Source organism: Synechococcus sp. OH2 (assembly GCF_047462155.1).
Taxonomy (GTDB): Bacteria; Cyanobacteriota; Cyanobacteriia; order Thermostichales; family Thermostichaceae; genus Thermostichus.
In genome coordinates, this window is sequence record NZ_JANSIR010000095.1 from 167,262 (window position 1) to 180,514 (window position 13,253).

Annotated in this window: 12 protein-coding genes; 3 read left to right on the top strand and 9 right to left on the bottom strand. The window is 61.3% G+C overall.

Features of this window, described 5'->3' with window-relative positions:
- The 3 genes from NW835_RS09275 to NW835_RS09285 form a co-directional block, all read right to left on the bottom strand.
- A partial coding sequence (locus NW835_RS09275; protein ID WP_414415118.1) for a translation initiation factor IF-2 N-terminal domain-containing protein occupies window positions 1-409 on the bottom strand: 409 nt, incomplete at its 3' end.
- A gap of 385 nt (window positions 410-794) precedes the next feature.
- Entirely contained in the window at window positions 795-1,112 is a 318-nt protein-coding gene (locus NW835_RS09280; RefSeq protein ID WP_414365486.1) for a YlxR family protein, read from the bottom strand.
- Window positions 1,113-1,146: 34 nt separating this feature from the next.
- Complete coding sequence (locus NW835_RS09285) at window positions 1,147-2,181, bottom strand: HD domain-containing phosphohydrolase (protein ID WP_414415119.1); 1,035 nt, start codon at window positions 2,179-2,181, stop codon at window positions 1,147-1,149.
- A 249-nt stretch (window positions 2,182-2,430) separates the two neighbouring features.
- Between NW835_RS09285 and NW835_RS09290 the strand changes: the two genes are divergently transcribed.
- Together NW835_RS09290 and NW835_RS09295 are read left to right on the top strand one after the other, a co-directional pair.
- Window positions 2,431-2,829 carry a DUF4346 domain-containing protein gene (locus NW835_RS09290; protein ID WP_414365489.1) on the top strand — a complete coding sequence of 133 codons (399 nt, stop codon included), beginning with the start codon at window positions 2,431-2,433 and terminating at the stop codon, window positions 2,827-2,829.
- Window positions 2,830-2,913: 84 nt separating this feature from the next.
- Entirely contained in the window at window positions 2,914-5,754 is a 2,841-nt protein-coding gene (locus NW835_RS09295; RefSeq protein ID WP_414415120.1) for a tetratricopeptide repeat protein, read from the top strand.
- On the opposite strand, the gene NW835_RS09300 is transcribed toward NW835_RS09295, so the two are convergent.
- The 4 genes from NW835_RS09300 to NW835_RS09315 all read right to left on the bottom strand — a co-directional run bounded on the left by NW835_RS09300 (window position 5,751) and on the right by NW835_RS09315 (window position 8,752).
- Window positions 5,751-7,370, bottom strand: coding sequence for a copper resistance CopC/CopD family protein (locus NW835_RS09300; protein WP_414415121.1), 1,620 nt, complete (start codon window positions 7,368-7,370; stop codon window positions 5,751-5,753). The genes NW835_RS09295 and NW835_RS09300 overlap by 4 nt on opposite strands.
- Window positions 7,371-7,389: 19 nt before the next feature.
- Complete coding sequence (locus NW835_RS09305) at window positions 7,390-7,977, bottom strand: YcnI family protein (RefSeq protein ID WP_414349076.1); 588 nt, start codon at window positions 7,975-7,977, stop codon at window positions 7,390-7,392.
- Between the two features lie 62 nt (window positions 7,978-8,039).
- The gene (locus NW835_RS09310) at window positions 8,040-8,372 is read right to left on the bottom strand and encodes a hypothetical protein (RefSeq protein WP_414365495.1); all 333 of its coding nucleotides are present in this window, start codon (window positions 8,370-8,372) and stop codon (window positions 8,040-8,042) included.
- Window positions 8,372-8,752, bottom strand: a complete 381-nt coding sequence (locus NW835_RS09315) for a c-type cytochrome (protein WP_414332911.1) — start codon at window positions 8,750-8,752, stop codon at window positions 8,372-8,374. The genes NW835_RS09310 and NW835_RS09315 overlap by 1 nt, the downstream gene beginning before the upstream one ends.
- 112 nt (window positions 8,753-8,864) lie before the next feature.
- Between NW835_RS09315 and dnaG the strand changes: the two genes are divergently transcribed.
- Window positions 8,865-10,772, top strand: a complete 1,908-nt coding sequence (gene dnaG / locus NW835_RS09320; RefSeq protein ID WP_414415122.1) for a DNA primase — start codon at window positions 8,865-8,867, stop codon at window positions 10,770-10,772.
- Between the two features lie 25 nt (window positions 10,773-10,797).
- Here the strand turns inward: dnaG and NW835_RS09325 are convergent, their stop codons facing one another.
- Window positions 10,798-12,003, bottom strand: coding sequence for an NAD(P)/FAD-dependent oxidoreductase (locus tag NW835_RS09325; protein WP_414415123.1), 1,206 nt, complete (start codon window positions 12,001-12,003; stop codon window positions 10,798-10,800).
- A 105-nt stretch (window positions 12,004-12,108) separates the two neighbouring features.
- Window positions 12,109-13,086 carry an alpha-ketoacid dehydrogenase subunit beta gene (locus NW835_RS09330; protein ID WP_414365502.1) on the bottom strand — a complete coding sequence of 326 codons (978 nt, stop codon included), beginning with the start codon at window positions 13,084-13,086 and terminating at the stop codon, window positions 12,109-12,111.
- Window positions 13,087-13,253: the final 167 nt, after the last annotated feature.

Here is a 13,253-nt window from a genome sequence, read left to right on the forward strand (position 1 = left end):
GGCCTATCAATTCTAGGCTGCCACCGGTGGACCCTTTTTCGGAGGAGACCTGGTCGGGTCGCTGCAGCGAAGGCTTGGAAGAACTGGCCTCACCAGCAGCAGCTTGCTGCTGAGCAGGAGCAGGCCGGCGAATGCCGACAATGTGCTGAGAGCGCTCACTTGCTTTGGCTTCGACGGGAGACTGCGGTTGAGAGCTCTCAGGCTGCAGCTTGGGCCGGAGCCGGGGACGAGTCGGTTTCACAACGCGAGGTTCACCCAGTTTGCTGCGCACCAACTCGGCTTGCTCTGGAGAAATGGTGCTGCTATGGCTTTTGAAAGGGATCCCCAACTGCTCACAAGCCTCTAGCACCTCGCGATTGTCACGTCCCAGTTCGCGGGCAATGTCGTAAAGTCTGACTTTATCGGTCATTCGTCTGCTAGCCTCTGCTCCTTTCTCCTTGTCAGTTTTACAATCCAGATAATTAGTGGGTAGGAGTAAACCTGTTGGGTGTGTAGGTGCTTCCTCCGGTACATCGAGAATGTCTCGTCAATCCTTCCAAGGGTGGAGACTGGAGGGAATCCAAGTCCGAAGCTGCTTTGAAAGCATCCGCAGGGGACATAAAGTGTAAGACAACCGGGGAAGGAACCAACATCAACAGCGCTTTTAGAATAACCTTTTTGCGGCTCATACAGGCCGGCCGCGGCTAACTCAACCAACCCCTATTCTGACAGTTGAGAGGGGCTACCGTGTAGTTCGCGACTGGATGAGCCTGAAAAGGTGTTTCAATATCTTACTTGGCCAATTCTGGAGCTGCCTAGGTTTTGTCTAAAGCGCTTGCCCCCGGAGCTAAGGTTTCCTGGGGGCTCTGGGCCTTAGCATCGCACAGCAGTTGCTGCTCCAGCAGTTGCCACAGCGAGTCGGGCACTGCTGCCTTGAGGGCTCTGCTGAGCTGCTGCTTCCGCCGCGCTGCCCGCAGACATTCTAGCCGGCGACACAGGTAGGCAGAACGGCCCATGCCCTTGTCCAGAAGCACCTGGTGAGTATCGTATTGCCTAACCAGCCGCCACAGTTGGGAGCGGGGAAACAACTGGCGACAACCTACACAGCGCCGTAGAGGATCCCTGCTGACCAAAGGATCTTGTCTTGAAGGGTCTACCTATCCCAGCCTACTCCAACTGGGGCAGTCGTGACCTCAGAAATTCAAAGAAACGCTCCACCAAGTAGGGATCCCGCCAGCCCTTGGCCGTTTCTTCCCGCAGGATGTCCATGGCTTCTTGGACAGTGAAGGCTCGCTTGTAGGGTCGCTCCGAGGTAAGGGCGTCGTAGATGTCCACAATCTGGAAGATGCGGGCCACCAGTGGGATCTCTTCTCCCTTGAGGCCATCGGGATAGCCGCTGCCGTCCCAGCGCTCGTGGTGGTGGCGGATGAGGGGCAGCACATCCTTCATGGTGCGCAGCGGGCGGCAGATCTCCTCCCCGATCAAGACGTGGGATTTCATCACCTCCCACTCTTCCGGCGTGTGTTTGCCCGTTTTGCTCAAAATGGCGTCGGGTATGCCCACTTTGCCGATGTCGTGCAGATAGGCTCCCCAGGTCAGCACCTTGATCAAGGGACGGGGTAGCTGGAGAAACTCACCGAAGCCCTTGGCCAGTTGTGCCAGACGCTCACAGTGATCCCCGGTGGTGGGATCCCGGCTTTCTACGCTGCGGGCAATGGCAAATAAAACCTGGGCAGCATGATCCAGGTCTTCATTGAGGTGCTTTTGGTAAACGAGGGACCGCACCCGCGCCAGCAATTCCGCCTCATCAAAGGGCTTGCTCAGGAAGTCATCGGCTCCGACCTCGATGCCACGCACGCGGTTTTTGCGGCCGCCGGCCGCTGTAATCAACACCACCGGGATTAAGCGGGTCTCCTCATCGGCCTTGATGCGCCGACAGACCTCGAACCCATCCAATCCCGGCATCATCACATCCAACAGGATCAGATCCGGCTGCAAGCTTGGCAGCATCTGCAGGGCTTGCTGGCCGTTTTCCGCCTCGCTGACGCGATAGCCAATGCTCTCCAACAGATCCCCCAGCAACAGGCGACTGTGGGGCTGATCGTCCACGATGAGGAGATGGCCCGCCGGCTCCTGCTCTCCAGAAGGTGTTATCTCAGGGATTCCAACCCCCACTAGCCTCTCAGCTTGGGCCGATTGCATCTTGGCAGAGACTATCCCTAGCTCGCTGCCTCTAGCGTAATCTCAGCTCCCACTGGCAAGCATCCGCCTTTCCACTGAACTTGCTTTAAGCCGCCGCCAATTGCTTAACCAAAACCCTGGCCAACAAGGGGGCTTTTTCTGCAGCAATCGAACTCTCCAGGGAGCCCATTTCTCAGCCACAATGGGGATAATGTAAGGTAGTCTTGGCTACGTTGGCACCCGTTTTGTGAGCTTCTTGGCAACTTTACCATGTCGTCTTTTTCCTCTGAGTCTTTGCGGGAGCAGGTGCGCTGCATTGATGATCAGCTTTCCCGCCGACCCCTGGAGCTCGATCCGGCAGGCTACTTTGTTATCTACGTTGATCGGCAGCAGCAGCTCATTTGCGCCAAGTATTACAGCACCGTGATCAACGAGCGGGGACTGGCCACCGACCCGGAGACGGGGGCGGTGATCCCAGCGCGGGGGCCAGTCAATCGCTCCCCACAGCGGGTGTACGTCGGGCGGACGGCCAAGGAGTTGTGTGTCCAGATCTTTGAAAAAGAAAGCGAAAAGGTCGTCTCCCAGCTTAGCCACGCTGCCTACCTAGGGCGGGAGTTCCAGAAGGCAGAAGCAGCCTTGATCTCCGGTGAAGAGTACGTGCAGGACTAGGGGCAAGCTCGCTGCAGGCGAGCAGCCTGTGGCAGAATCGAGCCAGCTTGCCGTGACCAAGATCACAGCGGGGCGAGCTGGATCATGGACGACAAGGTTAAGCCGGGAACCATTCTGCGGGGGCGCTACGAAATCCTGGGCCTTCTGGGGCAGGGGGGGTTTGGGGTTACCTACAAGGCCGTAGATCGAGATACCTTCAGCACCCCCTGCGTAGTTAAGCGCCTGCGCCCCCTCTCCACGGATCCCTATACCCTGGCCACGGCTCGCAAGCTGTTTGAACGGGAAGCCAAAGTTCTCAACCAACTCAACCACTACGACCGGGTGCCCCGCCTCTTGGCCCACTTCGAGCAGGATCAGGAGTTTTACTTAGTCGAGGAGTTCATTGCCGGCCACGATCTCGGCCAAGAGCTGGTGGCCGGCCAGCCCCTGAGCGAGGCGGAGGTCGTCAAACTGCTGGGGGAGATCCTGGAGATCCTCCGCTATGTCCACGCCCGTCAAATCGTGCATCGGGACATCAAGCCAGCCAACCTGATGCGCCGCGACTCCGACGGCAAGTTGGTGTTAATTGACTTTGGGGCGGTGAAGGAGGTGGGCCGGTTGGTCAGCCCGGCTCCTGGCCAAACCCAGCTGGCAACAGTCATCGGCTCGGTGGGCTACATAGCCCCGGAACAGCTTGCCGGCAAGCCGCAGCCCTGTAGCGACATCTACTCAGTCGGAGTGCTGGCCATTCAGGCGCTGACTGGGCGCCCCCCCACCAAGATCCCAGACGATCCCCGCACTGGCCAGCTTCTTTGGCGGGATCTGGCCCCAGTTAGCGAGGCGCTAGCGGTAATTTTGGATCGCATGATCTGTCCCCGCTGGCAAGAGCGCTTTCAGTCAGCAGCTGAGGTGCTAGAGGCGCTGCGGCCCCTGCTGCCTGTTTCCAACGAAGCTGTGGCTTCTGATCTTTCGGTAGACCAGGTTTTGGCAGCGCGCCTCTTGGTCCGTGGCCAAGAGAAAGCCCGCCAAGGGGATCTCCAGGGGGCGATTGCCGACTACACCCTGGCCATTCAACTGGATCCCCAGAACAGCCGCGCCTACAGCCAGCGGGGCAGTGCCCGCTACAAAACTGGCGACTGGGCAGGAGCAGTTGAAGATTTCACCCGCGTCATTCAACTGGCGGGGGGAGAGGCCCGCACCTATTTCAACCGTGGCCTGGCCCGCTACCGGCTAGGGGACTATGAAGGGGCAGTTGCCGATTATACCCACGCCCTCCGCCTCAATCCCCACTGGGCAGTGGCCTACTACAACCGCGGCAACGCCTACCGGCAGCTTGAGCAGCCGCAGCAGGCGATTGAGGATTATTCCCGCGCCCTTGAGCTCAACCCTGAGGAGGTGCGGGCTTATTTTAACCGCGGCGTGGTGCGCGGCCATCTGGGGGATGCCCAGGGGGCAGCGGCAGATTTCTCCGAAGTCCTCAAGCGGGATCCGCAGGATGGCGAAGCCTACTTTAACCGGGGAGTGGCGCGGGCGCAGTTGCTGGACTTCCAGGGAGCGATTGAGGACTACACCCAGGCGCTGCAGTTGGATCCCGGTCACAGTAAGGCCTACCACCGCCGCGGCCTGGCCCGGCAAGCGGTGGGGGATGTCCAGGGGGCCATTGAGGATTTTTCTCAGGCCATTGCGCTACAGGCTGCTGGAAGCTCTGAAGCAGAGGTGGCAGTGCAGGCGGAGCTCTATCTGCAGCGGGCTATGGCCTACCTGAGCAACAACGCCCTGGAGGCAGCGCTGGCGGACTGTGAACAGGCGCTCCGCCTTAACCCTGCACTAGCCCAGGCCTATTGCTACCGGGGGCTGGCTCGCCAGAAGTTGGGGGATCCGGCAGGCGCTTTAGCCGACTTCAACCGCGCCTTGGAGCTGGATCCCCAGTTGGCCAAGGCCTACCTTAACCGCGGAATTGCTCATCTGAATCTGGGCCATCTGGAAGCGGCTCTGGCCGACTTGAGCCAGGCCATTGCTTTGGATCCCAGCGATGCCAGGGCCTACAGCAGCCGCGGCCAGGTTCACCGGCTTTTGGGGGATCCCTTGGCGGCGCGGCAGGACTACACGGCTGCCCTGGAGCGGGATCCCCATAACCCGCAGCTCTACTTTGACCGCGGCCAGATCCATTTTGAGCAAGAAGAGTGGCTGGCAGCCTGTGAGGAGTTCTCCCAGGCGCTGCAGTGGGCAGGCCAGCCGGGGAGCCCGCGTGGGCTGGATCTAATAGCCCGTATCCATCTATACCGAGGCCTGGCGCGGCAACGGCTGGGGGACTGGCAGGGAGCACTGGCGGATTTCACAGCCCTGATCCAAGCGCAGCCGCAGGCGTCTCAGGGATTTGCCCTGCGGGCAGCGGTACATCTGGCTTTAGGCAACAAGGAGGCAGCATTGGCTGACCTTGACCAAGCTTTGAGCTGCAACTGCGACTGGGGGCTGGCGGATGCGGCCCTCGCCTACCGGCAGCGGGGGGATCTCCACCGGCAGGCCAACCGGCTACAGCAGGCCATTGCCGACTACACCCAGGCCCTGCTCTTGCATTCCCAGGAGCGCCACGCCCTCTTCTGGCGGGCCCTCCTTTGGGATCAGGCGGGGGAGATCGAGAGCGCGCTGGCCGACTACACCCAGCTCCTGCAACTGGAGCTGGATCCCCAAACGCGCCTCTGGGTCTTGAACAACCGCGGCTGGGCCTATGCCCAGCAGGGAGACTTTGCGGCAGCCATCCGCGACTACACGCAGGTTCTCCAACTGGATCCCAGCCATATCAAAGCCCACTGCAACCGTGCCCTAGCCCGCGCTGCCCTTGGCGACTGGCAAGGAGCCTGTCAGGACTTCCAGACTGCCCTCCAGTTGCAGGGATACGAAGGTCGCCTTGGGGAAGAAGAGCCTCACTCCCTAGGCAGCTCCTAGCGATCCCCCACCCTAAGCCTAACTTGCTCCCGTCGCTCCTCGAAGTCGCTCACTAGCAGCCTTACCCGGATCTGCCATTCTCCCGCCAAGGGCAAGAGGACATCTTCCACCTCAAACCGGCCAGGTTCTTTCGGCAGGGCCTGGCGCCGCAAAGGCGGGATCCCACGCGCGGGCAGGTCAAAGTCCAAGCTCAGCTCCTGGGCCGGGATCCCTTTGACTTCCACTTGCACCTTGTTGTTGCCGGGGCGACAGGGCAGGATCTGCAGGCGGAGGCTGCCTTCTGGCCAGCCCAATGTCGCTTGGCAGGCTGGCTCCCGGGGGAGTTCTGCTCCTTGCCCAGGAGGGGCTTGGGCCACTAGAAAGCTGGTTAAGGCCAGCACCAAAACTAGCCCCACCAACTCCAGGCGGACAATCCCCTGCAGGGATCGAGCCGCCGCCCAGACCCCCGACCGCAGCGCCGGCAGCAGCCGCAACTTGTTGTGGGCGGCCAACCCTAGGATCATCAGCACCAGCAGCAGCTTGGCCCAGAGGTACTGCCCGTAGGGATGATCCCAGTCCCAGCCGCGGTGGATCCCCCCCATTCCCACCCCTGCCAGCACCAGCCCCGGCACGGCCCAGGTGGCCACGTCGGAAAACCGCTGGATGAGGCCTACTGCGGGGGGAGTCAACTCAAGGACTCCGTCCCGCTGGCGCGAATGGCTTAGCAGGCGCTCCAGCCCCCACAACCCCCCCAACCAAAAAGCCGAGCCGGCCAGGTGCAGCCCCAAGAGGGCCATCGTCCCTGCTGGATACTCGCTGGTGAGGGCATGGCCGACGGGCAAAAACGAGCCAATCACCGCCATCGACCCCAATCCGCTGGCCCAGCCAGGGCCGCCCTCGCAGGCCCAGATCAGGATCCCCAGCCCCACGAGCCGTAGCCCTGTGCCCCAACCATAGGGAGAGGCCAGCACGCTCAGCAGCTCCGGCCCGGCAAAGTGGGGGTAGAGCTGGGCCAGGTGCAAACTCAAAGCCACCAGCGTCAGGCTGAGGGTGAGCCAGGCAGCCGCAAAAGCCCAGGCCTCGGCGGAGAGCTCTATCTCACCTGCAGGGCCCGACCGCCCCCGCACCAGCCGCCACCAGCCCAGCACGCCCACCACAAACAGGCTGCCCAGGTAGATCCCCCAGCGCACTCCCACCAGCGGCCAATAGAAGGGATCCCCCGCTTGGGCTGCCCTCGCCGCCTGCAACAGCCCCGGATCCGCCGTCCCCACCTGAAAGGCAAACGAACCACTTACCGGATGGGAATCGGCAGAGATGGCCCGCCAACTGACGATGTAAACCCCTTCCGGGATCTCCGCCGGTAAATCCCCCTGCGGCGCGTTGCCCGTGCTAACCAAGTTTTCCAGGGGCAGCACCTGGCCGTTGCCGTCCAAAACCTGGAGCTGCGTGAGCTGCACAGGTTCATTGAAGACCAGCTGCACCTGCGCCGGCGCTTCCTGCAGCATCGCTCCATCTTCGGGAAAGGTGGAGAGCAAGCTGGCATGGGCAAAAACGGGCTGGATCCCGCCCACCCACAGCAGGGTGCCCAGGAGACCAACCCGAATCCAGAAGAGGATCCCCTTTTGCAAAAAAGACATGATTCCAGCGGCAACCCGGCTAGCGAGCGCCATGGCCGTGGCTGTGTCCCTGTCCGTGGCCGTGGGTCTCTCCTTTGTCCGTCAGCTTCAGCAGCGGCGCCGGCTCTGGCAGGTTTTTGGGATCCTCCCCCGGCTGCGCCACCTGGATCCAGCGGTACATGCCTTGTTCACACTCCTGGATGACCGGGATGGGGATAGTCTCGCCGGGGCGATCCGGCAGCCTGAGGCTGAGGCTGAACTCATCCATGAACTCATCCGGCAGGGATCCGCCGCTCCAGATCACCTCGGCCACTGTTTCGGTGATCATCTTCCCGTGGGACTCGTAGGGCTTATCCAGCGGCTTTTTCACCGTCTCAATTTTCCAGAGGGGGTGCACCATCGGCTTCACCGAGGTGGCCCCTTCCGGGATCTGCACCCGCAGGCGAATGGTCGGGGAGCCATCGCAGCCATGGGGCACGCGGAAGGTGAGCTTGGCAACGCTGCCCGCCGGGGCCTCTTTGGGATGGACGGTCACATGGGCCCAAGCAGAAGAAAGGGGCACAACGCTCATTCCCAGGGCCAGCAGAGATTTCTTGGCCAAGGCCAGGTAACTGTGCCAACTGAACATTGTAAATACTCCTTAACAACGCTAGGTGGAAAGAGAACCGGTCAGGATCCGGCCAACAAAACCTAAGGATGGGGATGGGATCCGTGGGATTCGGTCACGCTCATGCTGTGCTGACCCCAACTGGAAAGGCCCATGGACACCAGGCCGGCGCTGGCCAAGCCCATCGACACCAGCCCAAAGGAGAGGGCGCCCATGGCCACCAGGCCAATCGAGAGAATGCCGTGGGTCACCACGCCGATGGCCACCACCCCATGGGCAGAAATGCCCACCGCCACCAAACCATGAGCCCCCACCCCAACCGACAAGATTTTGCGGCGGGATCCCTGTGCTCCACAGCTCTGCTCCTGCGGCATCTGAGGTGCCAGGGTCAGATCTTGAGTCCTCTCCTGGGCCATCAGCCTTTGCTCCAGTTGTGCTCAGCCCGGTCTAGAACGTAGGCGGCCACGGCTTCGATTTCTTCTGGCTTGAGAAGCTTGCCAAAAGCGGGCATGGCCCCTTTGCCGTTGCGCACCTGGGCCTGGATGAGCTCAGGGGTATCCACGTGGTACTCATGAAGAGCCGCCAGAGAGAGGTTTTTCGCTGCCACCAAACTGTTGCGCCCGTTCAAGTGACAGCCCACACACTTGGCTTGAAAGACCTTAGCTCCCAAAGCCAAATCCGGTTCCGCAGAAGCCACTTGTGGGCCCCAAAAGACGGCGGCGCCGACCAGCAAAAGCAGCAAGAAGAGTTTGACGATCCGCATTTTCCTCTCAACAATCTGCAAAAGACCGTTCATGGAAAAATCCAGCTTTTGAAGCCAGACCATTATCTCCGGCAGGTCAGGTCAGGTCAAAAGACAGCCTGTCAAGTCCCCTGCAGGTACCATGGGGTGTAGGATCCCCAAGGCCATGAGCGGTCTGCCCCCCGAGTTCATTCAACTGGTGCGCCAGAAGGCCGACCTCGTCGAGGTGGTGGCCGAAAAGGTGGTGCTGCGCAAGCAGGGCAAGAATTTCGTCGGCCTCTGTCCTTTCCACAATGACCGCAAGCCCAGTCTTCAGGTCAGCCCCAGCAAGCAGATCTACAAGTGCTTCGCCTGCGGTGCCGGGGGAGATGTGATTCGCTTTATCAGCCAGACCGAGCACCTTTCCTTTGCCGACGCCGTGCGCCGCCTGGCCCAGCGCTACCACCTGCCCCTGCCGGAGCCAAAGGGATCCCTGTCCCAGGACTACGAGCGCCAACTCTCCCACCGGGAAAAGCTGCTGGAGATTTTGGCCCTGGCTGCCGATTTCTATCGGCATGCTCTCCGCTCCCAGGTGGGATCGGCAGCCCGCGAGTATTTGCACAGCCGGCGCCTGAGCGAAGAGACTTGGCAAAAGTTTCAAATCGGCTTTGCTCCCCCTGGGTGGCAGTCGCTCTACGAATACCTGGTTAACCAGAAGGGTCAGCCGGTCAAGCTCCTGGAAGAAGCCGGCTTGCTGGTGCCGCGCCAGCAGGGATCCGGCCACTACGACCGCTTCCGCAACCGCATCATGCTGCCCATTTTTGATCCCCAGGGGCGGGTGATTGGCTTTGCCGGTAGAGCGCTGGGGGAGGAGCAGCCCAAATACCTCAACTCCCCGGAAACGGAGCTCTTTAACAAGAGCCAGGTGGTCTATGGCCTCAACTTTGCCCGCGACGCCATTGCCAAGGCCGACCAGGTCTTGGTGGTGGAGGGCTACTTCGATGTCATCGCCCTACACCAAGCCGGGATTGCCTATGCTGTAGCCGCCATGGGCACGGCCCTGACGCCGCAGCAGGTCAAGGCCTTGCTGCGCTATACGCAGTCTAAGCGGCTCATTCTCAACTTCGATGCCGACCCCGCCGGGTTCAACGCCGCCAACCGGGCTATCGCAGCCATTGAAGAGCAAGCGCGGCGGGGGGAAATTGAGCTGCGCATCCTCACCCTCCCCGCTGGGAAAGATGCCGACGAGTTCCTGCGGCAGCACCCCGCTTCCCAATTGGAGGCCCTGCTGGCTCAGGCTCCCCTATGGCTGGATTGGCAGATTGAGCAGGTGCTGGCCGGTCGAGATCTCAGCCAAGCTGCCGATTTCCAGCAGGCCTATCAGGCGCTGGTGCACTTGTTGGCTGGCTTGGGCGGACAGTGGCGCTCTCTGTACATTCACAAGGTGGCGGAATTGCTTAGCCGCGGCAACGCCCGCCTTAGCCGCGACCTGGAAGAGGATCTGCGCCGTGCCGTACGCCAGCACCGCTGGGCTCAACCCCAGCAACTTTCTGCCAACAAGGGATCCAAACTGTTGCAAGCAGAGTCCCACCTTCTGCAGATCTTCCTGCATTTTGCCGAGTACCGCCGCGAGATCCGCCACACCTTGCTGGAGCGCGAGCTGCAATTTAGCTTCCGTCCCCACCGGGAGTTGTGGCAGCGGATCTTGGAGCTACTAGCAGCGCAACCGGAGCTGGAAGAGCAGGGAGAGGCTCTGCTGACGGCTTTGCGCACCCTCTGCGCCCAAGACGATGAGCTCAACGAGCGCCTTAGCCACCTGCTCTGGCTGGATGAAACAACCCGTATTGCCCTGATGCGCCCCCAGCTGGTGGTGCGCGCCGCCTTGGCCAACATGGAGCTGGAGATTCGCCAAAAGCGCTACCGCTACTGGACCCAGCTTTGGGATCAAGCCTTTTCCGAGGGCAACACCGCCCTTGCTGCCCAGTACCAGGCCAGTATTCAACAGGAATATCAAGCCATTCGGGCCTTGCAGCGCCAAGTCCAACTGAGCCTGGAAGACCTGCTGGAGACACCGCCGGCTGAGGAGGGGTCTTGAGCAAGGAGGGAGGATTCTTTTGCCCCTATCCCTGAGGGAGAGGGGCAGCGGCTGAGGACCCAGCAAAGCGCGCTGGTGAGAGACTGGGAAGCCACTCATCGGCCTGTCCGTAGGCCTGCTGGGCAAAGCGGCGGGCCAAGGCCGGCACAATGGCCAAGGGGGTGCTGAAGCCGGAAAAGAGTTGCAGCCCTTCCCAGCCGGGCAGGGATCCCACCAGAGGGTGGTGATCGCTGCTAAAGGCCACTAAGCAGTGGCGCCAGCGCCCGGGCAAGTGAGCTACTGCCGGCAAGTAGCGCTCTGCTTGGGAGCGGATTTGCGCTTCGCTAGCGGCGGCATCCACCTCGGCCTGGGGATCCGTCAGCACCCGACTGATCTGGCCCAGGCGAAGGCTGCCGTCTAGAAACTGCAGGATCCCGACATCCAAAATCGGCGGGCAGATCTCCTGCCCCGGCTTGTCCCAGAGGGGATCCCGGTCGGGGTGGCCAGCTTGCCGCTCCAGCTCCAGGCGCTGCACGGGCGCACTCATGACGATGGTTCTCAACCGCACCTCTGCAGGCTCCAGCTCAAGAGATTCGGCGTGGGTGAAGTAGATAGGGGCCCAGATCCCGGCCTGGCGCAACAGAGCCCGCGTCCAGCCGCCGGCGCACACCACCACCTGGGCTGCCCCATAGCAGCCTGTAGGGGTCTCCACCCCCGTGATCCGCTGCCCCTGCCGCCGCAAGCCGGTTACGGTTTGCAAAAGCAGGGATCCCCCCAGGCGTTGGAAAGCCTTCTGAAAAGCCAGCGTCGTCAGCCAGGGGTGAATGTGGCCATGTCGCGCCCAGAGCACGCCCTCCAGGGCCACCGGATTCAAGAGGGGCTCCAGCTCACAGGCCGTCTCCACGGAAATGCGCTGGGGTGGGATGCGACAGTCAGCCAGATCCGCCTCCACATTTTCCACAGAGTAGCCAGGAGCAATCGGCAGGAGCAGATCCAGCTCGCGAAAGTGAATGTCTGCCTCCAGCTCCTCTGAGAGGGTGCGGTAACGGTGGATCCCTTCTTCCCCCAGGGCTTTGAGCAGGGGGGTTTTCCCCGCCCAATGGGCCAGGCCACCGTAGCTGTAGCGCGTGGCACTGGGCGGCAGCGCCTCCTTTTCAAGGAGAAGAACGGATCCTCCTTGACGGGCCAGCTCGTAGCTCAAGGCCGCTCCGGTGATCCCACCGCCGATGACGATCCAGTCGTAATTGGCCATGCTGCCCTCGTTGCCCTGAAGAGGAACCCAGCCTCCCTGAGTCCTGATTGAGTGTTCCCCCCGGTTCTCGCCGAAGTTCAACGATGTTATAGAGTCATCTGGCGTTTATCCGTAGAGGAGCCGCTCCACCGCCGCCACAATATCTGCTGGCTGCACGATGGTGGCCGCTTCCAGCGTGCCGTTGTAGGGGGTGGGAATGTCTTGGGAAGCCAAACGCACTACGGGCGCGTCCAGCTCGTCAAACAGTTCTTCCATGATGCGGGCCGTCAGCTCTGCCCCAATGCCGCCCGTTTTCATGTCTTCTTCGACAATGACCACCCGGTGGGTTTTGCGCACCGAGGCGGCAATGGTCTCCATATCGAGAGGCTTGAGGGAGATCAAGTCAATAACCTCAGGGTCGATCTCCTGCTGCACTAGGGTGTCCACAGCTTTGAGCACGTGGTGGCGCATGCGCGAGTAGGTGAGGATGGTAACGTCAGAGCCCGTGCGGACAACTTCCGCCTTGTCTAGGGGCAACAGGTACTCCTCCTCCGGCAGGTCTTCTTTGAGGTTGTAGAGGAGCACATGCTCGAAAAAGAGAACGGGGTTGTCGTCGCGGATGGCCGACTTGAGCAGACCCTTGGCATTGTACGGAGTGGAGCAGGCTACGATCTTCAGGCCGGGCACCGCTTGAAAGTAGGCCTCCAGCCGCTGCGAGTGCTCGGCTCCCAACTGGCGTCCTACCCCGCCTGGCCCGCGGATCACCAGCGGGATCTTGAAATTGCCGCCAGACGTGTAGCGCAGCATGCCGGCATTGTTGGCAATTTGGTTGAAGGCCAGGAGCAAAAAGCCCATGTTCATCCCTTCCACCACCGGCCGCAAGCCGGTCATCGCTGCCCCGATGGCCAAGCCGGTGAAGCTGTTTTCGCAAATAGGGGTGTCCAGGAGGCGCATCTCCCCGTACTTGCGATACAGGTCTTTGGTGACTTTGTAGGAGCCGCCGTAGTGGCCCACATCCTCTCCGAGGACAAACACGTTGGGATCCCGAGCCATCTCTTCGTCGAGGGCGGCACGCAAGGCATTGTAAAGGAAGGTCTCGGCCATAGAGGGCAACTGTTGCTTAAAAAATGTTGCTAAACCTCCATTAAACCATTACGCCGGCAGGGATCCAAACCCCTTGCCCCTATCCAGGGATCCCGACCCCAGCAATGTTTCTAAGAGAGCACAAAAACGGTATCAGCAGCTCCGCGAGCGCCTCGCCAAATCCCGCA